The following is a 25,110-nucleotide window of genomic DNA, read 5'->3' as shown; positions in this document are numbered from 1 at the left end:
TTACCTCAACGATGATGTCAACAACTAATTGAAAACCGTTTTCAATGCATGGAAAGTTCGATATAATGAGGACGACTGTTTTAGTAGAAGGGAATATATGTATGAAAAAAACAACATCTTTTTCCATTATATCGCTGACAGGATCGTTTCTGCTTATGCTGCTGCTTATAACAGCAAGTGTCAGATTCGGTTACCAGCAAACATCCTTTACCCAAATTTACCATACCCTTACTCAATTTGACGGCTCAACAGCCCATCTGGTTATACAGTCAGTCCGAATTCCCCGTGCGCTGATTGCAGCGGTCGTCGGGGCAGCTCTTGCTGTAGCTGGTGTGTTGATGCAGACCCTCACCAAAAATCCGCTTGCTTCTCCAAGTATATTTGGTGTCAATGCAGGCGCTGGTCTTGCGGTTGTAATCGGTGTAACCATCTTTCAAATTAATTCACTGCAGGCGTTTGCTGTTTTGGCTTTTTTCGGAGCTGCAGTAGCCATCATTACAGTCTTCGGACTTGGATCATTAGACAGAAAAGGCCTGTCTCCTTTGCAGCTGACACTTGCTGGGGCTGCGATGAGCGCTTTGTTTGGTTCTCTTACTCAAGGACTTCTCGTTTTAAATGAATCTGCTTTAGAACAGGTCCTTTTTTGGCTTGCCGGTTCTGTCCAAGGCAGAGACATTGCGCTTCTTTGGACCTCTCTGCCTTATATTGCCGGCGGTTTTATTCTTTCATTGTTACTTGCTCCATCCTTTAATGTACTGGCGATGGGAGACGATGTAGCAAGCGGTCTCGGAATAAAAACCGGAATGTTAAAGCTATGGATTGGTGTGATTGTGGTTTTACTGGCAGGCGGATCTGTTGCGATTGCCGGACCCATTGGATTTATCGGCATCATGATTCCCCACCTGGCCAGAAAGTGGATCGGGATCGATCACCGCTGGCTCCTTCCCATGTCTGCTTTTCTTGGGGCGAACCTGCTGCTTGCAGCTGATATCCTTGCGCGATACGTGATTATGCCCCAGGAAATTCCGGTAGGCGTGATGACCGCCATCATTGGAACGCCAATCTTTATTTATATTGCACGAAAGGTGGGGACTGCCTCATGAAGCGATTTGTTCCCGTCCGAATCGGTAAAAACGTTATTTCTTTTTTATTCGATAAAAGTACATTTTTACGAACAATCTTTGCGTTGTTAGCTGCAATCGGTATCTTTATTTTCAGTCTGGGGCTTGGGGAGGTATGGATCACCCCAGTTGAAATTTTATCAGTATTTTTTGGCGCCGGAGAGCCGCTGAACCAATTAATTGTGGTGGATTTCCGTTTGCCCAGGATCCTGATTGCCCTTCTTGTCGGAATAGCTCTTGCCGTTGCAGGTGCTCTTTTACAAGGTATGGTTCGCAACCCCCTGGCAAGTCCTGATATTATTGGAATCTCAGGCGGTGCGAGCGTGTTTGTAGTGGGGTTCCTTGTCCTTTTCAGTGATTCGAATGGAGCCTTGATGGTCTCTATCCAATGGCTTCCTGTCTCCGCGTTTACGGGTGCTTTTCTTGCAGCCATTCTTGTTTATTTATTTTCATGGAAAAACGGGCTTGCTCCCGTCAGGCTTGTGCTTATTGGAATCGGGCTTTCTATGTTTATGAATGCATGCACTACCCTTTTAATGCTCATTGGTCCTATTTACCGGGCAAGCCAGGCAAACATATGGATTACAGGATCGGTCAACGGCTCAACCTGGAGCCATGTGTGGATTCTTTTCCCTTGGGTCCTGGTGCTGTTTATACTAAGCTTGTTCATGGCGAGGCATGTTAACCTGCTTGAGCTTGGAGATGACGTCACAAAGGCGATGGGTTCGAAGCTGACCAAGCAGCGTATTCTCATCCTATTGCTCAGCACAGGGCTTGTTGGCGGGTCTGTCGCGTTTGCAGGAGGCATAGGGTTCGTCGGCTTAATGGCGCCCCATTTAGCCCGCAAATTGATTGGCTCTTCTTACGGTGCCCTGCTTCCCATGTCCGCCATTATTGGCGCTGCTCTCGTTATGCTGGCAGATTTGATTGGACGTTTAATTGCTGCTCCCCTCGAAGTTCCGGCTGGTGTATTCACAGCTGCAATTGGCGCGCCTTATTTTATCTACTTACTGTTTAAAGAAAGGGGCAATAAATCTTGACACAGGATGAATTAAAGCACTTTATTAGTGAAAACATTGCGATCTCCTTTGGTGAACCTGACGGACGGAACTGGACCCTTTCATCCTGGAGCAATGCGCAAGCAGCCACTCGCGACTTTGAAGCGATCCAGGCAGTTCAGCAGGCGCCCAAGCTGAATGTCACCGGTTCTCTTATTATGAAACGCGCTGCTTTTGCTTACCTGGGTGCGTTATTGGCTTTTTATAAGGAAGGAGAAGTGTGGGACTTACAGGCATCTTCCCTTCACCTGGTAAAAAGCGATGACCCCCTGTACTTTTATTTAAAACTTCAGGCTTCACAAATTACCGTTTCTCCCGTACGCCTGACTTCTGAACAATGGGATGAAGCAGTTAAAATGCTTTTTCATGATTGGCTTAAACCTTTAGTGGCAACGATATCCGACGCATGCAAAATACATGAAATAATTTTATGGGAAAATGTTTTTATCTATTTAAAGTGGTTTTACGAAGGACTTGCCCCCTCCCTGTCGGAGCTTGGGCGTGATGATTGGGCTTTACAATGGAATGAACTGACCCGCGAATCATTCTTTGGCGAAGAAACACTCAATCCATTTGCTTATTTAGCTGACGTTAAATCAAAAAGAGTGGTGGAGAACGGAATGCGGGTCAGGCATACATGCTGTTATAAGCATAAACTGCCCGGCGGAACGAAGTGCTCCACTTGCTCTCAAATTAAGGCTACATGAAAAAAAGGCTGCCCCGCTAATTTGGGACAGCCTTTACTCATTTTATAAGGGTCTTAACTCATCGTCACGCTGGTCATGCATATGCTGGTCCTGGACCTTTGGTTTGCGGGCAAAGCACATAATTCCGGCAATAAGGAAAAGCAGCGCCGGCAGCCAGCCAATCAAAAAGGTACCAAGGAAAACTAAAACGGCACTTCCTATCAGAAGCCCTCCTGCAAGTTTCGGTTTACGGTTGCCACGCACTACGACAATCGCTACGATGCTCAAAATCGTACTGATGATAATTACAATGTTGAAAAACACACCTAATCCATTGAGGAAATCAAAAATGCCTGTTATATCCGCCCCATTTGCTGCAAGATCCGGGTCATTCGCCATTTCAGCCTCCAGCTCACTTCTAAGCTGTTCGTCTGATAAGAAAGTATTAAAAACAAATACGCCTAAAATTAAGAGAATATTTAAGATGACACCAATTACACTTAAAACGATTTCTGCGGTTCTTTTCAATTTTACGACCTCCTGTATATGTATGTTTATTAAACATTTCCCCTATTCTACGGAAAGATACACATAAAGTTTCGAAATTATGCTTAAAAATTACTAATTATTTTTTACCAGAGTCAGTAATTGCTTTAATCGATTGATGGTGGTATCTGGATTCCCGTCTTTTTCACTTCTTTTTTCATCCAAATCATCATGCTGAATCCATACACTTTGAATGTTTGCCCGGTTTGCTCCAAGAATATCCGTTTTTTTATTGTCCCCAACCATCCAGACATCCTCTGCAAGAAGGTCCATCAATCTCAGACTGTGATTAAAAATTTCCGCATTCGGCTTTCCAAATCCAACGTTTCCTGAAATTACAATGTGCTCAAAATAAGGGACAAGCTCAGGCGTCAGCTTCAGTTTTTCCAACTGCAAAGAAGGTGCGCCGTTTGTAAGCAGCAGCATCCGCATCCCTTGTTCTTTGAACTCATCCAGCACCGCAAAGGTTTCTTCATACACGACAGGCGTTCTTTTCCTGTTTTCAATAAATCGCTGGGCTAATTCATAGCCGAATTCTTTATTAAATACTTCCTGTTTTTTTAACGCTTTTGTCCAGACTTGTTTTCTGTACTCTGGCATGATGTCTCCCATTTCTCTGAACATATGATGAATGGGGTCACCAAATTCTCCCCATAGTCCTTCAAAGGGATTAATGCCGATCAATTGAGTAAACGAGTGGGTCGACAGTGACGAATATACGGCTGGTGCAATTTCTCTAACATCCGCAATAAGGCGCTCTGCATCCACTTGATAGATCTCCATCGCCTGCTGAGCCGTTAACATCAGTGCTTCTTCAATGCTTTTCTTATCCCATAAAAGTGTATCGTCTAAGTCAAAAAAAATGGCTTTTGGCATTTTCATCCCTCTCCTCTGTACTTTATTCCTTTATTGTGTCAAAAAACGGCCAGGATTGCACGACTTAATATTGAAGTAGTAATAGAGAAATCTCCCAAAAAACACTCGGTCATTCTCGCTGATCAAGCAGGTTTTTAGCTGGAGGGGGCTTTTAAAAAGCAGGAGGAAATAATTTCTGCATGAAAAAAAGAACGCCTTCACTATGATTTTCATTGTGAGGGCATTCCATAATTCATGCAGGGGTCTATCATCCATTACTCTATTATGAAGGATTCAACAATCTGTTTAAAAATTGTTTAGTGCGCGGTTCCTTTGGATTCTTCAGAATTTCAGCAGGAGGTCCCTGTTCAACGATATATCCTCCATCTATGAAAACAATATGATCTGCAACCTCTTCAGCAAATTTCAATTCGTGCGTCACAATCGCCATCGTCCAGCCTTCGTTTGCAAGATCCCGAATAACGGTCAGAACCTCTCCTACAATTTCAGGATCGAGCGCTGAAGTAGGTTCGTCAAAAAGCATGAGTTCAGGTTCAATAGCCAAAGCCCTTGCAATGCCGACCCGCTGCTGCTGTCCGCCTGAAAGCTGATGTGGATACAGATGCATTTTTTCCTCTAATCCAACCTTTTTCAATAGATTCTCAGCAAGCTTTTGAACAACTGCTTTTTCCTTTTTCTGAACCACGATCGGACCTTCCATCACATTTTGAATTGCGGTTTTATGCGGGAATAAATTATACGATTGAAAAACCATGCCAGATTTTCTCCGCAGCTGCAGTATTTCTTTTTTTGATGGCATTTTATCGAAGCTGATCCTAAGATCCTGCTCAAATTGTATGGTTCCTTTATTCGGCATTTCAAGTGCATTTAAGCAGCGAAGCATAGTCGTTTTTCCTGATCCGGAGGGACCAATGACCGCTACAACACTTCCTTTTTCAATGGAAAGGTCAATTCCTTTTAAAACATCCAGATCACCAAATGATTTATGAAGATTTTGTACAGAAACTAGCATAGGGTTCCCTCCTTACTTCGCAACATAACGATCGAGTCGTTTTTCAATTCTGCCCTGAATAACAGACAAGGTGAAACAAACAATCCAGTAAAGAATTGCAGCTGTAATGTAAAGCTGCATGAACTCGTACGTTCTAGCAGCAATTTCCTGTGACTTTCTGAACAATTCAGTTACTAAAATCGTAGAAGCAAGCGAAGTATCTTTTACTAAACTGATAAAAGAGTTTGAAAGCGGCGGAATCGAAACACGTGTGGCCTGAGGCAGAATGATACGCGTCAGTGCCTGTTTATGTGTCATTCCTATTGCATGCCCTGCTTCCCACTGCCCTTTAGGCACAGAGAGAATAGAGGCACGGATAATTTCTGAAGCGTATGCCCCAACGTTCAGCGAAAAGGCAATAACCGCACTCGGAAATGGATCAATGACCAGCCCGATGCTCGCAAGACCAAAGAAGATAATGGATAACTGAACAAGCAGAGGGGTTCCCCGGATAGCCGATACATATACCCTTGCAATGCCTGCGAGTATTTTACTATTCGATAAACGGGCTAATGCCGTTAGTAAAGCAATAATGATTCCGATTGTAAATGAAATAAGAGTAAGCGGAATCGTATATTGAATTCCGCCTTGAATCATTGGCCAAAGTGACGATTGGAATAACTCCCAATCAACAATTGGATCCGCTGCTCCTAAAAGATTATTGAGATACATCTTCACCAAACCATTCTTCTGAAATTTCAGCAAGAGTGCCGTCTTCCTGCATGTCTTCTAAGTGCTTGTTGAATTCTTCTATTAATTCTTCATTTCCCTGACGGAACATAAAGGCGTTTTCTGAAGCATTTTCTTCTTCTGCCGCAATTTTAATTCCTGCATTTGGCTGCTGTTTTTGGAAATCCAAAATAGCCAGCTTATCATTAACCGTTACTTCTGCACGGCCTGTTTTAATTAATTCAATTGCTTGAGCAAGTCCCTCAACCTGAACAAGTTCAGCACCATACTCCGTCGCAATCTCTGCGTAGTTGCTTGTTAGGGATTGAGCTGAGCTCATGCCTTCTATATCTTCAATAGCAGAAACGCTTGAATTATCTTCCGGTACAACGACGACAGCTCCTGAGTATGTATAAGGAGTTGAAAAATCATAGGTTTCCAGTCTTTCTTCGTTCACTCCAACCTGATTGGCGATTACATCAAAACGAGAGGAATTTAATCCTTCAAACATCGAGTCCCATTGAGTTTCTTTGTATTCTGCTTCCACACCCATGCGTTCAGCAATTTCATTCATCACTTCCACGTCATACCCTGTCAGTTTATCTGTATCATCATGAAAGGTAAAAGGCGCATAAGTACCTTCTGTTCCTACCGTGATGGTCCCTTCTTCTTGTATTTGAGCAAGAAGATTTTCAGCAGAACCGTCGTTTTCTGCTCCCTGATTTTCTTCTCCTGCATCGTCAGATCCACAAGCCCCAAGAAGCCCTGCAAGAACGATTGTTGAAATACCCATCCATTTTTTCATCATAATAACCACCCATTCTTATCGGATTAATAAATAACTTATGTGATTGTATTACGTAACCTTTAAATTGTAAACACTATTGACTCAGAAACAAAAGGTTTGATTAATCGGCAATATAATGATTAAGTTGAGTTATACCCCGCAGGGTATTATACCTTGCAATCATACTGTTAAGGAGGCAGATCTTATGTTTTTACGTTCTTACTTTGATGAAAAACTTGCTCAGTATTCTTATTTAGTTGGATGTCAGCGCACAGGTGAAGCGATTTTAATCGATCCTCCCCGTCATCTTGATATGATTCTTCAAGATGCAGACAAAGAGGGCCTTCGTGTTACAGCAGCTGCTGAGACCCACATTCACGCAGATTTCGTATCAGGCGCCCGTCAGCTCGCCGTGAAACATGATGCTGCACTTTATCTTTCTGATGAAGGAGATGAAGATTGGAAATACGGCTACACCGATCAGCTGCATGTTACGAAGCTTAAAGACAATGACACGTTTATGATTGGAAATGTTCAATTCGACGTCCTTCATACTCCGGGTCATACACCTGAAAGCATCTCTTTTATTCTCACGGATGTTGGCGGAGGAGCTGAACAGCCAATGGGAATATTCACAGGGGACTTTGTATTCGTTGGAGATGTCGGACGCCCGGATCTTCTGGAAAAATCAGCTGGTGCACAAGGCACGGCAAGATCAGGTGCAGAGAGTATGTTTAAATCCATTCAGCGCTTTAAGGAATTTCCTGATCATATGATAATCTGGCCGGGACACGGTGCAGGAAGTGCCTGTGGAAAGTCATTAGGTGCTGTTCCTCAATCGACTATCGGTTATGAAAAACAAACCAATTGGGCACTAAAAGAAACGGATGAACAAGCATTTATCGAGGAACTTCTTCAGGACCAGCCGGAAGCTCCATCTTATTTTGCCCAAATGAAGAAAGTTAATAAGCTCGGTCCAGCGATTATAGAAGAAACGGATGGCAAGTGGTTTTCTAATGAAGAAGAAATTGTAAAGTGGGCAGCACAAAGCGGCCATTTCTTATTGGACACTCGCCCCGCAAAAGAAGCGGAAAAAGGACTCGTTCCTGGTTCAATTAATATTCCGCTTGGAAAATTGCTGCCAAACTGGGCCGGCTGGCTGGTGGATTATGAAGAAAAAATTGCTTTAATCGTTAAGCCTTCTGACGCAGAAGAAGCGATCATAGCCCTACAATCCATTCATTTAGATCAAATTGTCATGCTTATCGATCCTAATTCAATAGATTCGATAGCAACTGCTTCTTATGAAACCGTAAGCAAGGAAAAGTTTGAGCAGGAAAAAGAAAAAGAGGCGGTACAGATAATTGATGTCCGTAATGATTCCGAATGGCAGGAAGGTCATATGGAAGGGGTCCAGCATAAAATGCTTGGCCATTTGCGTGAAGAAGGCAAGAAGCTCGATGAAGAGAAGCCTGTTTTAATTCATTGTCAATCCGGCGCCAGATCTGCCATTGCGGCAAGTGTCATGCTGTCACTCGGCTTTAAAGAGGTTATTCATCTAGAGGGCGGCTTTGGTGCCTGGAAAGAAAAATATCCTGAAAAAGTGACAAGGTAAAAAAAGACTGCCCGGAAGTGATTTAATCACTTCCGGACAGTTTTTAATTTTTTCTTTTCTTTGCCATTCTAATTTTTCTCTGCCTGTGGTCTCATCTTTTGAGAACCAGTACTTAATAAATCTAGGTGGATTTAATACATCGAAGTCCATTTATATAATGGTTTTTCGGAATTGTTATATGGATGAAAATTTATTTAACCAGATTGTATTTGATATTTTTTGAAACAATTAGAACCAAACTGATAGATGTTAGTTGAATACTTATATTAATAGATTCATAAATTCTTTGAATTGATACTTACAATAAAAATGAGGTTGGACAAATATGTATCAACCTTTTCTAACCGGTTCTCTGCGCTTCAGGTGGACGCTTTCCGCAGGGACGGCGCTGAGCCTCCTCCAGGCTTTGCCTTGAAGAGTCTCAGCTTGCCGTCACATCCTGCAGGAGTCGCCACCTTCCGCTCCGTTCACCTTATATTTACGATAAAAAAAACTCAATTTAAACATCATTCTGTATCAGCCTCATTTTTATTTTATTTCAAGTTTGCTATTAAATATTATCCTTCATAATTTTAAAACCTACATACTTGTGAGTTTCCATCCCTAAAGTAGGTGCATAAATAACATTTGAAATTCCCACTATAAGCTCTGGAATATTATCTATTCTTATTACCTCAATAGAGGGTAATAGAAGATTAACAAAAATTAAATTATCTATTTTTTCTTTGTATGTATATATCCAATTTAACAAATGCTTATCAACACTTATTCTATATGTCTCAAAAATCTCTGCTGGCTCATTTTCTCTAGCAACCGCTGTTTGGATATTAATATCTATATATTCAATTAGGAAAATTCCATGTTTAGATGTGGATATATTTTTATCGTAACTTTCTATATGCTTTACCCAATTCTTTTTTATTGAGTTTACAATATTAAAATATGTATGTTCTTCAAATAGGCGACCATGCGAACGACTTAACAGTATGTCTTCTTCAATATTATCAAGATTACTAAAAAAATTATTTTCACTATTCTTTTTGAAAACAGTCGATTCCCTTTTCTGCTTTGCACCTTTTCTATTTTCTAATGATGAAGTAACTGAAAAATGTTCTATAAAGCCGTCATTAAAAACAAAATCCGGAAATTTATTATTATTGAAATTAAGCTTAGATTCATTTAACCAATTTTTCAATTCAACGTACTGATTATTGGATAATCCAAAACAATCTTTCTCATTCATATCATTCTTTACAAAATCCAAGCATCTTTGCTCGATATTATCCTGATATTCTTGATTTTTACTCATCATACAGATCCTCTCTAAAATGGCGGATGTTAGTTCAATAAAACTATTTCTGAGTAATTGAATTCTCTAACTCATAAATCCCATAATTGCTAGGCAATAGGCTCAGTGGAATCAGATGTATTTCTCCATAACTTTGTAAGCAAGACATCATCACTATTAGGACGTATGTTTTTTTCCTTTGGTACTTTGACAAATACCGGAACTTGCATTGCATTCCCAGTTATAATTACTTCACCTTTTCCTAAACTAGGAATCATTTGATACGAGCTTTTATCTAGTGTTGGCATTGTATTCTCTAACATTCGCAAATCTTTCTCATTAACCAAACGATGAATAAGATAGTTATGTGTTTGTGATAATATAGTTGGTGAAATATCAGCAGGTCGTTGACTTGAAAGTGTCAAATAATAACCAAACTTTCTACCTTCTTTGATAATCTCTTCAAATACAGATAGACGATAATCCTGCCAATCATCACCGTTATTCCTATAGGCAGCATTTAAAATGTTATGGGCTTCATCAATAATCAAATGTTTTGTTCGATCAATGTTTTGACCTGCAACATTAAATCGTTGATCATCATATATCATTTTTGATACTAGCATAGGAATCAAACGAGTGATGGCTTGATTTGCATCTACAAGAGAGATGATATTCATTGTCTTGTATCTCCCAGAAACATCTTCGTGAACTTCAATAACTTTTTCCAGACTATCAAACGATGTTTTTATTCGATTAAATAACGGGTTAATATGTTCAATATTAGCCGATTTCCATGCAGAAACGTAAACTCTCTGAAATTGCAGAAAGTAGTTAAGTTTTTGAATTGGGGTAGCATCAGTAAATATGTTACAAAGTTTCACCTTCAATTCATCAATTTTAAGCTCTCTTTTTCCATCGGGTGTTATTTGTCCTTCTTTAAGAATCACTTTTCCCTTTCCTGACGTCACTACTAAATTACCAAATGAATTTTTTGTGAAATTACTTTCAAGCCCACTAAAATATTCTTTTTCAATACCTACACTTTCAGCAGCAGCCATCCAGTTATCCAGTGCGTCATCACTGACGCTTTTAGCTCCTTTAATGATTGATAGTAATAACCCTATTTCAATACCCGCAAAGCTATCCCCATCATTTATTTTTTCATTAAAAGTTTTTAGTGCTGTTCGTAAGAACGGTATTTGAGTTGCAGGACGGGCGTCGAACAATATTGCTAAAATGTCAGGATCGAATAAATAATCTTTTTTTATAGGCAATTTACGTCCCTGACCTTCGTTCCTAGTATTAACTCTAAATATTTCTTTATGTGATTCATCCACACCAAACATGCCTTCCCCTATATATTCTCCATTAAAATCGATGATAAAAAACTGCGACTTCTGAATAATTTGTTGATAATAATTAGATCTAAAAAGTTCTAAAAATAGCTTATGTAATGTATTCGATTTTCCGCTACCAGTATTCCCAAAAATCCCTATATGTGACGCAAAAAATTTATTAATGGAGAGTTGAATTGGTTGTCCTTCTAAGATTGACTCTCCAATAGTAATTGTTAATTTTGTTATTTCAACTCCATATATAATTTTAAGCTCTTCATGCGTGGTTAAAGTAACTTCATTACCAATCATAGGAACATATTTACTAGTAACTTGAAATTCACCTTCACTAATTACTCCTTTTACTTTTAGAGTGATTATACGATTAATAGAATTCTTAGTATATCGATTATCGAATTCGGTACTTTTAATTGTATTTTGCTGATCTATAATTTTTTCTGTAGAAACTGTTGCAATAATTTTCACTTCATTTTGATTAATAGTTAAAAATGCACCAACCTTTGGTCCTGTTAAGATATCTCCATACCATATAAACTCTGCATCATTAGACATATGGTACATACCAACCTGAGATACATTACCTTCCACCCCTACAATCACACCTAATCTCTTACTGTGCTTTGTCATCTTTGGAATCCTCCAATTTAGTGCTATTTAATATATTTGTTAGATTCGGTAGAGTAAAGCTAAACCATTCACTTTGGTCACCGTCAATATTCTTATTCTTATACTCATCATCGAAATTTTCAGGTGTCAATACTTTGAAGTTGAACCTCTCGTTTTCAAAATTCAGATTATTCAAGTAAATTTGCCTATCACTATCAGTGTACCCGAATACATATACCATTAGTTCTGGGTTCTGTACTGCTCGTTTAACCATTTTTGCAATATGTTTATCTTGAAAAGAAAATCCTATAACAAATAAAACGGATTGTGCTTTATCTAACTCCATTTGAAAAATACGTAACATTTCATGAAAGTGATTACTTTCAAAAGTGGTTGATGCTTCATAACCGTCTGGTTTAACAATAACTGGATCATCAACTACTTCATTTTTTATTAAAATGTTTTCATCTTGTTTTTCCCAATTTATTGATCCATGTGGCTTTATCAATGTTAAAGATGGGATTTCATTGATATAATTATCATTTAACCCCTTATAAGAAACCATTCGATTATAATTTGAACTGTCTAAATAGCGATCAAAGTACCCACTAGATCCATCATTAAATACTAACTTATATTTTTTTAAAATATGATCAGTTGCTTTTTCAATATATAAATCATAATTAGTCGTAAATATATTTACATTTTTAGATATCTGGCGAGAGTTTGACAAATTCAATATTGAAACAACGCTCTCTATAAATTTTTGATAGTTTTCCAAAACTGTATACATATCTTTATCAGCTAGTTCACACTTGCTTTTTGTTAATAATTTATTACTAACTTCCTGAACTCGTTCCAGCAACTGCTCATTAGCCGACTTGCCACTTATATCATGAAATTTTCCCATTAATGGAATAGCTGGTACTGACACTCCTGACCCTAAAAGAAAATTAAGTTGTTTTGTGATTGCTAGTTTTCTCAATTGTTTTTCCATCTCTTCGCTCATTTTCATACTCCCCAATCTTGATATCAACTACTACCTAGTCATTAATTTTTAGAATTTTAAACTTAAATAACAAACTAACTATTAAGATTATTTTTTGAAGAACTTCTTTTTAATATATTCGTCTGTTTCAAATTCCTTCTTCGTGGAAATGATATTCATCATTGATGAATAATTTCATTGCAAGTTTTTTTTCATCAAATTCAATGTCGGGAGAACAGATTTTCAAAGCATATTTCTAACTTTTCTTTAAATATTATGTCTTTAGCTTGTCCTTTATAAATATACTCAGGGGAATCAGCGTGATTCACTTCCTTATTTCTATTTTCCATCAATTTACTTTGATATTCTATATAAATTTACTTTTTCATCTGCTTTTTTCTCTTACCATTCTTTATCTAAATACTTATCTCTAAGTTGTAATAACATTTTTTGTTTTACGTGTTTAACCTTTAAAACATCTTCTCTTTTTATTTAATATCTGCATTTCTTCTTAGAGGTGGGGAAGTAATATGTTAGATTTTTATAGTAATGAAGTTGTGAAGGTTGGAGCATAACAATAATTAAATGAATCAAAACTATAATCTGCAATTAATTCCAAAAAAAAAAGCAGCAGCAGAATGCTGATGCTTTAAGTCTGTTAAATTCATTGTAGTAATAATTAATAATTTGAACCAACTTGAGTCATTAAAGGTTTGTAAACGCTGATATATTAATAATCCTATTAATGTTTTGTAAATGAATCGATGTCTTACTTTCCTCCAGTAAGAGACAAGCCCTTAATGAAGTATTTATTAAAAAAGGCATAAATCAGCAGCACCGGCAGTGTGAAGACCATAGAAGCGGCCATAATATAATTCCAGTAGCTGACGAACTGACCTTTAAACGTATTCAATCCAAGTGGAAGTGTGTACATACTTGAATCTGTCATAATGATCAACGGACGCATGAAGTCGTTCCAGAAGCCCATGAAAACAAAGATCGCCTGTGCAGCCAGAGCCGGCTTTGCAAGAGGCAGCACCACTTTGAAAAACGTGCCAATCCGGCTGAGTCCATCAATGGCTGCAGCTTCTTCAAGCTCTTTTGGAAAGTTGACAAAGAATTGTCTCATCATAAAAATAAACGTCGCATTAATCATAGAAGGAACAATCATTCCCTGGTAGCTGTTTAACCAGCCAAATTCACGCAAAATTAAATAGTTAGGGATCATCGTTACTTGTGCTGGAATCATTAATACAGCCAAAATAATGATGAAGAGACCTTTCTTCCCAGGAAACGCCAGCCGCGCAAGCGCGTAGCCTGCCATTGAGTTAAACAAGATATTAAGACCTGTTCCTACTGTTGCTATAAATACACTGTTAAACATCCAGCGAGGGAACAATTCCTGCTCAATAAAAATTTGGCGATAATTATCCAACGTGAAGTTCTGGGGAATAAAATTAATCGCTCCACTTACGATTTCCGACAGCGGCTTAAAGGAAGAGGACAGCGCCCATAAAAATGGAATAAGTGTCACAACTGCATAGGTGCACAAAATAATGTATAAAAAGATCTTTCCAATGCTCAATTTTTTCTTCACTTTACGTCCACCTGCCTAATAGAGATTTTCTTCTTTTGAAAGCTTTCGCTGAATGAGTGTTGAAACCAGGATAACAATGGCAAGAACAAATGCGATTGCGGCTGCATAGCCCATTGTGTCCATTGATTTAAATGCATACTGGTAAATTAACAGCACGACGGTAAGCGTTGAATTATCCGGTCCGCCTGAGCCGCCTGAAAAAATATACGATTGATCAAATAATTGAAAGGTTCCAATTACACTCATTATCACTACAAATGATGTAATGGGTTTGAGATGGGGAACCGTAATGGACCAGAATTTCCTGATCGGTCCTGCTCCGTCCAATTCTGCCGCTTCATAAAGAGAATCTGGTATATCCTGAAGGGCTGCCAGATAGATTACCATAAAAAATGGTGCTGTGGCCCAAATATTCATGATCATTATGGCTGTCAGAGCTACATTCGGGTCGCCGATAAAATCATAGGTCGGCAAGCCGATTTTTTCTAACCCGAAATTTACAAGACCTTCTCTGTTGTACATCCACATAAAAATCAGCGTAAGGACGGCAGATGATGTTAAAGTTGGAAGGAAATAAATGATTCTGAAAAACTTTTCTCCCTTCATACCAGCATTTAATGTAGCAGCCAGAACGATGGCCAAAATGGTTTGACAAGGCACCACGATGATCACGTATTTAAACGTATTCCATAAAGCAATGCCTGCTCTTCTGTCATCAAACACACGCTCATAATTGGCTAATCCAACGAAATCAAAGGAGGTTTCTCCCAGCAGCCGGACATTGTTAAACGAAAGAAAAATCGCATAGAAAATAGGTCCCAATATGAAGATCAGTAAAACAAAAATGGTAGGGGACATAAAAAAGTATCCCTGTCCCGCTTCTTGTAACGAACGTTTGCTGTATTTTCGGTTCATCTTATGTCACTCCCGGGTTCAAGAATAAAGCTGACGGATTCCTTCGTCAGCTTTATCTTTTAAAATTTATTTGTTACTCCTCTGAACCGATTTCACTATTTGCCTGCTCTTCGGCCTCTTTTAATGCCTCATCTAAAGGACGATCTCCTAAGAACGCACTAATAAATTGATTGTTAAAGTTATTTGTAATGATTGGAAGGTTGGTTCCGTTAGCCCAAACCGTAGCATATTCTGCACCAGCTACTAGCGAACCGCGAAGCTCATCGTCCGCGTAGCCAAGCTTTTCTGCTACTGATTTACGTGTTGGCAGTGCAAACCCTTTACTTGTCCACGTTTCCATGCCTTCTTTACCAGTTAAATACTCAATCAATTTCCATGACGCTTCTTTTTTCTCAGATGCAGCATTCATTACATAAGCAACGGTATACGCCATTGTTCCCTTTTCCCCATTTACAGTCGGAACTTCAGCTGTACCGTATTCTAAATCAGGGAAGGTTTCTGCAAGATAAGGAATATTCCAGTTGCCTTCAAGAACCATCGCAGCACGCTGCTGACCAAACATATCACCGCCGGAAGATGCTCCAACTTCCGATGGCTGAGCGGAGGTTTTATCTACGTTGTGCTGATCGATGACCGGCTGAAGTGCTTCAATGACTTCTTCACTGCCGAAGTTTGCTTTATTGTCTTCTACTACACTGCCGCCAAGTGATTCAGCAATATAATATTGGCGTGCAAGCTCTGGTGCTACACCAAAGCCGTAGACGCCATCTTTGGTAAGCGCTTTCGATACTTCCATCATTTCTTCCCATGTTGTTGGCACTTCCACGCCTGCTTCTTCAAACATTGTTTTATTGTAGAAAAGAGCTAAAGTGGAGTAGTCTTTTGGGAAACCATACGTTACATCATCCTGTTTAAAGGCATCAAGCAGCGGCTCTTCAAAGTCCTCTACCTCAAATTCATCTGTCACATATTCATCAAGAGGCTCTATGACGCCAGTTTCAATCATTGCAGGAGCTTCAAAGGCATCAAGATAAAAGACATCCGGGCCTTCTCCGCCAATCAGACGAGTCTTCATGACATCCATATATTGATCCGCAATGACTTCAAGCTTTACATCAATATCCGGATTTTGTTCTTCAAAATCGGCAAGCGTTTCTTCAAGAAGAGCTTGTTCAGTAGGGTTTCCTCCCCAGCCGGCAAGTGTGACCGTCGTTTTATCGCCGCTGTCTCCTCCACTGCCTTCTCCTCCATTATCTGTACTGCATCCTGCTAAAACACTTCCTGCAAGCAATAAAGACAAACTGACTGATGAGATCCATTTCTTTTCCATGTTCGTTCTCCCCTTTTTTTAATCTATTGGAAACGGCAGCCGTTCCCAATAGATTTTTTGATTATAAAGCTGGTGTTTCGAGCTGTTGACTAATCTCCCACCCTGTTGTGTTTTCCTTTACATTGACTTCGGTCTTGCCCTCGATGCGTATAAGTGAAACAGACAAGATGCCATCACCCAGTCTCAGACCCGTTATATGCAATTCATCCATGGACGGAAGCAGTGACGGACTAAGTACAATTTTTTTATTTAAACCTGCCGGGAAAATCCCAAGCAGTGACTGCACAAAAGTAAGCGGGGTTCCTGCCGCCCATGCTTGAGGCGAGCAAGCCACCGGGTACGGCACCACGGTATTTAATGATTGATCATAACCGCAGAACAATTCAGGCAGACGGTTATATTCAAAATGGTGGGAAGCATCAAGCAATCCCTGAACGACTTGACTCATTTCTTCAGGCAAGTTCGATTTCGCCATACCAAGCAGAATCATGCTGTTATCATGCGGCCAGACACTGCCATCGTGATAGCTCATCGGATTGTAGCCGGCCTCGCCAATTGCCATTGTCCGAATGCCGAAGCCAGAAAACATTTTTTCATTTACAAGTACTTGAGCGACTTTTTTGGCACGATCATCCGATAAAATACCCGATTGAAGAAGATGACCCGGGTTAGAGGTAATGGTTCCTACCTGATTTTTATTTTCATCTAATGCAATGGCATAAAATTGAACATCGTCCATCCAAAAAGCTTCATTGAACTTCTTCTTCAGTTTCTCTGCTGTTAGATCCAGGTGATTTGCTTTTTCTGTTTCACCGAGTTGAGTAAAAATCTGAGCGATTCCTTTTTTAGCCTGGTACACATATCCCTGTACTTCACTTAACGCAATCGGTGAGACTGCATAATCACCATTGCGGTGAACTACCGAATCGCCTGAATCCTTCCAGCCCTGATTGGCAATTCCTTTCGACGCTTCCTGATGGTACTCTACAAACAAATCGCCGTCACGGTCCCCATATTCATCGATCCAGTCTATGGCACGGTCAATAGTGGAACGAAGCTCTTTAACAAGCGACACATCCCCTGTCCAGTTCACATACTCAACAAGCAGCATGAGGAAAAGCGGCGTAGAATCTACGCTTCCATAGTACGGAGCAAATGGGATTTGATCTGTATTCGCTAATTCACCGTAACGAATTTCATGCATGATTTTCCCCGGCTGTTCATCTCTCCAGGCATCCACTTTTGTTCCTTGATAATGCGCCATTGTTAACAACGTCCCTTTTGCAACCGCAGCATTAAATGGCAGCAGCTGAAGGGCGGCAATGAGGCTGTCCCTTCCGAATGGAACGCCAAACCAAGGTAGCCCTGCTACAGGGAATGAACCGAAACCTACATCAGTCAGAAGCACTCTGAGGTCATCTGTCCCCCGCTGTACAAGCTTTTCAAGCTGCTTTACATCAGTTTCTATCCTTGGAAGAGATCCGTTCCACTCTTCATACGACTTCTTCAGGCTGTTTAGCGCGTCGTTTTCATCCTGCATTTTGCTTTTCTCCTGATCATGCAGTGCTTCAATCTTGAAGGTTACTTCTTTTGACTCTCCATGCTGCAGCTCCCAATCAAAACCGACGTAGCCGCTGCGCAGTTCCTGCTCTGGCTGGTCCCATTTAACAACGGTCGTTCTTTCAATCTGATCACTTCCGTTGTAGGTAAACGTCATCTCCTGATCGCCCATCGCTGTTTCTCCACGGCTTCCTGTTTTCCCGTTTTGAAAGCCTCTGACAATAAACATATCAAGGAAATCGGCATCCATTTCCATTGCGATTCTAAAGGCCGCCTTCTTAGGGAAGTAAGAGGTTGCTTTCACTTTTTCATACAAAACACCTTCAGATATAAATCTCGTCCGTTCAAATTGAATCGATTCTCTCCATAGTAAGAGTCCCGCTTCATTTTCCTGATGGGGATTGGTCAAAAGAATGGATGAGCGGTAATTTTCTCCCCCGTCCGAATGTAGCGCGATCGGTGATTCTCCATTAACAAGCAGCTTCATTGTGCTGAGAAATCGCGTATCCTTAGTATATAAACCAAGCTCGTATGGATGATTTCCAACTATATCTCCTTTTTCATCACTCAATAAAAATAAATCATCTTCTTTAATTACTCTGTAGTTCATGTCAGCAGCTCCAATCATCCGAAACGTTTCGGATTTTTTCAAAAAAGAAACTCAAGATTGATATTCGGCAACATTTATCGGTTGTCGCTATACTTTCGCACTTGAGTCACGTTCCATTAATTCATGTAACACAATTGTTTTTCTGGGCTCTCCTTCATGATCCAGCATATCAATCAGCAGTTTAGCTGCTTCATAGCCCAGACCATATGTATCCTGTGAAATAGTCGTTAGACCTGGCTGGACATATCTTGATAATAATATATTATCGTAGCCCACAATGGATATATCTTCAGGGATACGATACCCCCTACTTTTTAGTGCCGTCATTGCCCCGATTGCCATCAAATCACTGGCGCAAAAGATAGCCGTAGTGGAGGGATTGTCTTCAAGCAGTTGAAGTGCGGCACGGCCTCCGCTCTCTTCGGTAAAATCTCCATTGCTGATTCGATCATCTGACAGTTTAATGTCTTTTTGGATCAGAGAATCTTTAAAGCCTTTTAATCTTTCCTGACTCACAAAAGCAAATTCATGTCCATTAACCATGCCAATCGAGGTGTGGCCAAGTCCGGCTAAATATTCGCCCACTTCCCATGCTCCAGCATAATTATCGGTAGATACGTAGCCCGCGTGCTTGCCGATTTTCGGAATGTCTACAAGTACGCACGGAATCTCTCCTTCAATGACTTCATCCAAATAAGGATCGTCTGTCCTGATTCCCTGGATAATGACACCATCTACTTTTCGTTCCTTGCATAGCTGCGTATAGGTTTTTTCACGCTGCTTGGACGAATTTGTTGTGAAAAGTACAATGTCATACGCCGTTTGGGAAGCATAGTCATTCACTCCGGTCATGACTTCAATCGTAAAATTGTCTTTTGCATTCTCTCTAATAAAACCTGATACAAGCAAGCCGATCGTTTTTGATTTTTTCATCACCAGACTGCGGGCGATGGTATTAGGTGAATAGTTTAATAGCTTAGCAGTTTCAACAATTTTTTTCCTTGTGTCTTCATTTACATCCGAGTACCCGTTTAGCGCTCGCGAAACGGTTGTGATGGAAACACCTGCTTTTTTAGCAATGTCTTTAATCGTTGCCATTTTAAACCTCCAAAACGTTTCGGGTGTTGTCTTGTTTAGAATTATAAAATAGATTGAAAGCGATTGCAAGTATTAATTAAACTCTTTTAAAAGATTATTAATAGAATAATTAAGACGGATTTTAAGGAGATTTTGTTCATAGTCCCCATTTTAGTATCTGCTTCCGTTTCTTTTTTAATTAAGGCCTAAAATTTAATCTACTCATAGTAAAAGCAATAGATATAAAACCCAGGAAAATTTTTCGGTAATGGGACCGGTTCATTTCCGTTTCAGGCGTACGCTTTCCGCGGGGCGGGAGGTGAGCCCTTTTGATGCTGTCGCATCTGCATGGTCTCACCCTTCCCACTTCATCCCGCTGGAGTCGACGCCTTCCACTACAATGAACCTATTCTATTAAAATAAAATTACGCAGGTTAGTGAAGTATTTGCCCTTATACCATCTAATCAGATTCAACATGCTACAGAATAGATCAAGAAAGAAGATATACAAAAGATAATACGTACAGATGAATCCGTTTCATAATTTTATTACCGTCAAATAATGGATGAATTGCTTTTTCAATTGGATCTAAAATATGCAATAAATTGTGCCAGAACAAATAGTTTTGAATTTATTCTTTAACAAAATAGATTAACTAGACTAGGAGAAATATTAACCTATTATTCACTAGCGGTTGAGATAATTGCAGCAGTTATTACTTCCAACAAAAAGGACTTCCATATATCAGGAAGCCCTTTCAACATATAAAAATATCAATAAAGTTTTAGTAATTTTTATTAAAAGAGGACTTTTTTAAGATCTAACCTATTGCTTCCTTATTTCCTCATATTTTTCTGAGACTGACTGATTTTCTTCCACTTTTTCTTTTCAAGAAGCTGTTCCCGCTTGTTTGATTTCCGCTCCATATAAGCCAGTTCTTTCTGCAGCTTTCTGTAGCTCGCCAGACGACTTGCATCCAGCGTCCCGTCTTCAATCGCTTCAGCAACTGCGCAGCCCGGTTCGTTTTCGTGCTTGCAGTCTCTGAACTGACAATTCAAGGCAAGCGTTTCAATGTCGCGAAAGCCTTGCTCAAGCCCTCCTTCAGATTCCCAAAGCTGAAGCTCTCTCATTCCAGGTGTGTCGATCATAACTCCACCCGATGGAAGTTTGAGTAATTCACGATGTGTGGTCGTATGTTTTCCTCTATCATCGCCTTCTCGAATTTCGTGCGTCACCATTCTATCTTCCTGCAGCAGGAAATTTATAATGGAGGACTTGCCGACTCCTGATGAGCCCATGACTGCCACAGTTGCACCTTCATTAACATGTTCCAGCAGCCCGCCTGCACCGTGTCCATTGACCGTACTGCAGGCAATAATCGGCACCCCTAATGCTGCTGTTTCTGCCTGCTGCACTTTATCAAGTATTTCCTCTTCTTCACAGAGGTCAGATTTTGACAAGACAACCACAGGATTCGCACCACTTTCCCAGGTAGAAAGCAAGTAGCGTTCGAGTCGTCTCAGGTTAAAGTCCTGGTTTAACGCCATAACCAGAAAAACTGTGTCTATATTAACTGCGACAATTTGTTCTCCACTCGTCTCTCCCGCCATTTTCCGAGAAAACTTGGAGACTCGTGGCAGGATGGCATGAATGATTGCTTTCTCCTCACCTTGAAACGGTGTCAGCATGACCCAGTCTCCTACGGCAGGATAATCTTCTCTTTCCTCAGCCGCATGACGGAATTTACCCGATACTTCCCCAATCAGCAATCCTTTTGACGTTTCTATTCTGTAAAGACGCTTATGTTCCACTACAATTCTTCCTGGAACAAGTTCTGGGTAGGCCTCGGCCTTTTCCTGCCATTCTTTATTCCATCCTATACGTACTAAAGATTCATTTTTTGTTCTAGTCAATTTTCTTCCTCCTAATTTTATGCATAAAAAACCACGGATCCATGTACAATCGCGTACACAAACCCGTGGACTTCAGCTTACTTAATTAGCAGGAGCTGTCCTAATATGGACCGACTTTAAGCCGGACGGGTTGTGTACACGAGTTTCCAATGAACAAGTTAAATTGTTTACTCATAGCACCTCACCCTTTCCATTTGTTTTTTTCATTATACGAAATGGCATCCTTTTATGCAATTAATTTTTCGATTTATTCGGATAATTGCCCTCCACCCCCTTGAAAAAATATTCTGAAAGTATTTCTGTTTAGTACTAAGGTCATAAGGGAAGGGTATACAGAGGTAATCTATCTCTTACATACAAAAATTTTTGAAAGGAGTAATCATGAAAAAAAATTCAGAGGGTAAGGGTAAATCATTTAATTTAGTCTTCATCGTTTCAGCATCAGTCATTGCCGTATTAGTATTATTTGGAGCCATCGCCCCCTCACTTTTTGAATCAGGGGCTAATCAAGTCTTCGCTTTTACTACGCAATCTTTTGGCTGGCTTTATTTGCTGGCAGTCTTCTTCTTTGTTCTTTTCTTACTATTTCTGGCGTTTAGCCGCTACGGAAAAGTACGGCTTGGCGGGGATGAAGAGCGGCCGGAGTATCCATTTTTCACCTGGATCGGAATGCTTTTTTCTGCTGGCTTTGGTGTCGGTCTTGTCTTTTGGGGAGTAGCAGAACCGATGAGTCACTTCTTCATTTCTCCCTATGCGGATACGGAACCATTAACTGAAGAAGGCGCCAGATTATCGATGGGCTATTCCTTCTTTCACTGGGGAGTCAGTCAGTGGTCTGTTTTCGCAGTAGTAGGACTCATCATTGCTTATTTTCAATTCCGCAAGAAGGAAAATGGCCTGATTTCAACGACTTTATCACCTATCATTAAAGAAGGGCGGCATAAAAAACCGTTGAATCAGACGATTGACATCCTAGCCGTCATTGCTACGATAATGGGGGTGGCAACCTCACTTGGCCTCGGAATTCTCCAGATTAACGGTGGTTTAAATAATGTATTCGGACTGCCGAATAACTCTACTGTCCAAGTCGTCATTATTATCATTTTGACTGCATTATTCTTAATTTCCACCTCCACTGGTATTGATAAGGGAATTAAGTGGCTGAGCAATATTAATTTGGGGACAGCCCTTTTGCTTATGCTGTTTGTATTTATTTTTGGTCCTACAGTCTTTATTCTCGAGACGTTTACACTTGGACTGGGTGATTACTTGCAAAATTTCATTCGTTATAGTCTTCGTCTTCAACCTTACCAAGGGGGAGAATGGGTAACTGACTGGACCATTTTCTACTGGGCCTGGGCCATCGCATGGTCTCCATTTGTCGGAGCTTTCGTTGCAAGGGTTTCACGAGGAAGAACCATTAGAGAATTTGTTGTAGGCGTGCTTATTATTCCGCCTGTAATCGCCTTACTTTGGATCGCCGTATTTGGTGGAACTGCTCTGCACTTTGACTTATTTGAAGGAACGTCTATTGCACAGGCGGTAAACAATGATGTCACGAGTGCGCTGTTTGTAACATTTGATGAGCTTCCGCTAAGTTTTATTTTATCTACCTTATCGATTCTGCTGATTCTAACCTTTCTGGTTACATCAGCTGACTCAGCAACGTATATCATCAGCAGTATGACAACAGACGGAAGTCTCAATCCTCCGCTGACTGTCAGAATTATCTGGGGTGTCCTAATGGGGGCAATCGCAGCCGTCCTTCTGATCGCAAGCGGTCTTGAAGGCTTACAAACGGCATCACTCATATCCGCCCTGCCATTTACCGTGATTCTTATCCTGATGGTGTACACCTTATTCAAATTATTAAGAAAAGATGTACCAAGTCCTAAAAGTAAAAACAAATAAAAAAACGCCGGCTTTTTCATTAGAAAAAGACCGGCGTTTTTTTTATACTTCCACTGGCTGATTTTGACGAATCAGATCGGCTGTTAGCTGTCCTGACAATGTAACCATCGGTACGCCGCCACCCGGATGGGTAGAGCCGCCTACAAAATAAAGGTTTTCGTAAAGTTCGCTTTTAGCAGGTATCTTAAAGCCGCTGTTTTTCTTGCGGTCTGATGCTACACCATAAATCGATCCGCCGTTCGGTCCGTATAGTTCCTCCAGATCCTCCGGTGTGAAGCGGTATTCAAACTCAATGGATTCACGTAGTCCTGTCATGCCCATTCGTTCCAGTTTATCTAACACAATTTCTCTGTACTGGTCCCAATCGAACCTTCCGTGGTCCCCTTCTTTTAAAGGCGGTACATGTGTTAAGACAAATAGATTGTCTTTGCCTGGAGGTGCCTGTGTATCGTCAGAGCGTGCAGAGATTCCGATATAAACAGTAGGATCATCGGATGGTATTCCTTTTTCAAAAATATCATGGAATTCTTTTTCCGGATTTTCTGAGAAAAAGAAATTGTGATGCTTAAGATTTTCAAATTTGCGGTCCACACCAAGAAGAAGGACAAGGCCAGAAACACTTGGCATAAACGTCTTGTTTAATTTTTTCGCTTCTTTTTTCGCCTGATTTTTTGGTACAAGGTTTCGGTAGGCAGGTATCGCTTCCAGATTTGAAACGACAACATCTGCTTTGTAATAAGTGCCATCCTCTGTTACTGCGCCTGTAACAGCTTTTCCGTCAAGCACTAAATGATCCACCGGTGCATTTACCTTCACATCAACGCGCAGCTCGTCCATCAGTCTTTTCATTCCAACGGCAATATTGTACATTCCACCTGTCACATAATGAATACCAAGTCCAAGCTGCACATAAATCAGCTGATTTAAAATAGCAGGTGCCTGATAAGGGTTTGAGCCTACATACATGACAAAGAAGTTAAAAAGCTGCTCAAGATGCGGGTTGTTCAATCGCTTTTTTGTACCCTCTGCCACTGTACTCATCGGATCCATAGCGAGTAGATCTTTTAAGGTATGGTGCTTCTTTAAATCTTTCAGGTCTGCCAGGCTGTACTTATAAAAGCTCTTCATGCATAGCTCGTACATATTTTCAGCATAATTGATTAATTCCGTTATGCTTTTGGCCGAACCGTTTTCAACTTTCTTCATTTCACTGATCAAATTTGGAAGATCGCTGGTCACATCAAGCTGAACGCCATCTTCAAAAAATGTCCGCCATTGCGGCTCAATTCTCTCAATTGGTATGTAATCCTCTACCCTTCGGTGGACACTTGAAAAAAGCTGTTCAAGCACCCAGGGCATTGTCAGAATGGAAGGTCCTGTATCGAAAGTGAACCCTTTGCCTTTGCGCTGGTTAAGCTTGCCTCCTACATTGCTGTTTTTCTCAAGCACCTGCACCTGGTATCCGTCCGCATGAAGACGGATTGCCGCAGACATACCTGCTAATCCTGCACCAATGACTAATGCTTTTTTCTTTTCCATCATTCCAC

Annotated in this window: 20 protein-coding genes; 5 read left to right on the top strand and 15 right to left on the bottom strand. The window is 40.4% G+C overall.

From position 1 onward, the window contains the following. Positions 1-101 precede the first annotated feature (101 nt). The 3 genes from KR50_RS06065 to KR50_RS06055 are packed head-to-tail and all read left to right on the top strand — an operon-like array spanning position 102 to position 2,886. Positions 102-1,103: a FecCD family ABC transporter permease gene (locus KR50_RS06065; RefSeq protein WP_052476834.1), complete on the top strand. Its 1,002-nt coding sequence runs from the start codon at positions 102-104 to the stop codon at positions 1,101-1,103. Next, positions 1,100-2,161 carry a FecCD family ABC transporter permease gene (locus KR50_RS06060; RefSeq protein WP_041056176.1) on the top strand — a complete coding sequence of 354 codons (1,062 nt, stop codon included), beginning with the start codon at positions 1,100-1,102 and terminating at the stop codon, positions 2,159-2,161. Before KR50_RS06065 ends, KR50_RS06060 begins: the two co-directional genes overlap by 4 nt. Continuing rightward, the gene (locus KR50_RS06055; protein WP_041056175.1) at positions 2,158-2,886 is read left to right on the top strand and encodes a (2Fe-2S)-binding protein; all 729 of its coding nucleotides are present in this window, start codon (positions 2,158-2,160) and stop codon (positions 2,884-2,886) included. The genes KR50_RS06060 and KR50_RS06055 overlap by 4 nt, the downstream gene beginning before the upstream one ends. Before the next feature lie 42 nt (positions 2,887-2,928). Here the strand turns inward: KR50_RS06055 and KR50_RS06050 are convergent, their stop codons facing one another. From KR50_RS06050 to KR50_RS06030, 5 genes are all read right to left on the bottom strand, one after another. Continuing rightward, positions 2,929-3,393, bottom strand: coding sequence for a DUF4064 domain-containing protein (locus KR50_RS06050; RefSeq protein ID WP_052476833.1), 465 nt, complete (start codon positions 3,391-3,393; stop codon positions 2,929-2,931). A 93-nt stretch (positions 3,394-3,486) separates the two neighbouring features. Next, positions 3,487-4,287: an HAD family hydrolase gene (locus KR50_RS06045; protein WP_041056172.1), complete on the bottom strand. Its 801-nt coding sequence runs from the start codon at positions 4,285-4,287 to the stop codon at positions 3,487-3,489. Positions 4,288-4,549: 262 nt separating this feature from the next. Beyond that, positions 4,550-5,299, bottom strand: a complete 750-nt coding sequence (locus tag KR50_RS06040; RefSeq protein ID WP_041056170.1) for an amino acid ABC transporter ATP-binding protein — start codon at positions 5,297-5,299, stop codon at positions 4,550-4,552. Positions 5,300-5,311: 12 nt separating this feature from the next. Continuing rightward, complete coding sequence (locus KR50_RS06035) at positions 5,312-6,010, bottom strand: amino acid ABC transporter permease (RefSeq protein WP_041056296.1); 699 nt, start codon at positions 6,008-6,010, stop codon at positions 5,312-5,314. Beyond that, complete coding sequence (locus KR50_RS06030; RefSeq protein ID WP_041056167.1) at positions 5,997-6,812, bottom strand: amino acid ABC transporter substrate-binding protein; 816 nt, start codon at positions 6,810-6,812, stop codon at positions 5,997-5,999. Before KR50_RS06030 ends, KR50_RS06035 begins: the two co-directional genes overlap by 14 nt. Before the next feature lie 187 nt (positions 6,813-6,999). On the opposite strand from KR50_RS06030, the gene KR50_RS06025 reads away from it, so the two are divergent. Continuing rightward, entirely contained in the window at positions 7,000-8,409 is a 1,410-nt protein-coding gene (locus KR50_RS06025) for an MBL fold metallo-hydrolase (protein WP_041056166.1), read from the top strand. 550 nt (positions 8,410-8,959) lie between these two features. Here the strand turns inward: KR50_RS06025 and KR50_RS06015 are convergent. The 9 genes from KR50_RS06015 to rsgA form a co-directional block, all read right to left on the bottom strand. Continuing rightward, positions 8,960-9,718, bottom strand: coding sequence for a hypothetical protein (locus tag KR50_RS06015; protein ID WP_156969478.1), 759 nt, complete (start codon positions 9,716-9,718; stop codon positions 8,960-8,962). An 89-nt stretch (positions 9,719-9,807) separates the two neighbouring features. Continuing rightward, on the bottom strand, positions 9,808-11,682 hold the full coding sequence (locus KR50_RS06010) for an ATP-binding protein (RefSeq protein ID WP_041056161.1): 1,875 nt from the start codon (positions 11,680-11,682) through the stop codon (positions 9,808-9,810). Further along, a complete protein-coding gene (locus KR50_RS06005) occupies positions 11,666-12,670 on the bottom strand; it encodes an SIR2 family protein (protein WP_041056159.1) in 1,005 nt (334 codons plus the stop codon). Before KR50_RS06005 ends, KR50_RS06010 begins: the two co-directional genes overlap by 17 nt. A 748-nt stretch (positions 12,671-13,418) precedes the next feature. Then, the gene (locus KR50_RS06000) at positions 13,419-14,246 is read right to left on the bottom strand and encodes a carbohydrate ABC transporter permease (protein WP_041056156.1); all 828 of its coding nucleotides are present in this window, start codon (positions 14,244-14,246) and stop codon (positions 13,419-13,421) included. 15 nt (positions 14,247-14,261) lie between these two features. Next, positions 14,262-15,161, bottom strand: coding sequence for a carbohydrate ABC transporter permease (locus KR50_RS05995; protein ID WP_041056153.1), 900 nt, complete (start codon positions 15,159-15,161; stop codon positions 14,262-14,264). Positions 15,162-15,234: 73 nt separating this feature from the next. Then, complete coding sequence (locus KR50_RS05990) at positions 15,235-16,491, bottom strand: ABC transporter substrate-binding protein (RefSeq protein ID WP_041056151.1); 1,257 nt, start codon at positions 16,489-16,491, stop codon at positions 15,235-15,237. Positions 16,492-16,552: 61 nt separating this feature from the next. Beyond that, positions 16,553-18,661, bottom strand: a complete 2,109-nt coding sequence (locus KR50_RS05985) for an amylo-alpha-1,6-glucosidase (RefSeq protein WP_041056294.1) — start codon at positions 18,659-18,661, stop codon at positions 16,553-16,555. 87 nt (positions 18,662-18,748) lie between these two features. After that, positions 18,749-19,759, bottom strand: a complete 1,011-nt coding sequence (locus KR50_RS05980) for a LacI family DNA-binding transcriptional regulator (protein ID WP_041056149.1) — start codon at positions 19,757-19,759, stop codon at positions 18,749-18,751. Between the two features lie 816 nt (positions 19,760-20,575). Continuing rightward, positions 20,576-21,652, bottom strand: a complete 1,077-nt coding sequence (gene rsgA, locus KR50_RS05975; RefSeq protein WP_041056145.1) for a ribosome small subunit-dependent GTPase A — start codon at positions 21,650-21,652, stop codon at positions 20,576-20,578. Between the two features lie 381 nt (positions 21,653-22,033). Here rsgA and KR50_RS05970 point away from each other — a divergent pair, with 381 nt between their 5' ends. Further along, on the top strand, positions 22,034-23,563 hold the full coding sequence (locus KR50_RS05970) for a glycine betaine uptake BCCT transporter (RefSeq protein ID WP_041056142.1): 1,530 nt from the start codon (positions 22,034-22,036) through the stop codon (positions 23,561-23,563). A 42-nt stretch (positions 23,564-23,605) separates the two neighbouring features. Here the strand turns inward: KR50_RS05970 and KR50_RS05965 are convergent, their stop codons facing one another. Next, entirely contained in the window at positions 23,606-25,102 is a 1,497-nt protein-coding gene (locus KR50_RS05965) for a phytoene desaturase family protein (RefSeq protein WP_041056139.1), read from the bottom strand. Between the last annotated feature and the right edge of the window lie 8 nt (positions 25,103-25,110).

Origin of the sequence: Jeotgalibacillus campisalis, from assembly GCF_000829515.1 — a bacterium.
Taxonomy (GTDB): Bacteria; Bacillota; Bacilli; order Bacillales; family Jeotgalibacillaceae; genus Jeotgalibacillus; species Jeotgalibacillus campisalis.
This window is presented reverse-complemented; position numbering and strand designations above follow the sequence as displayed.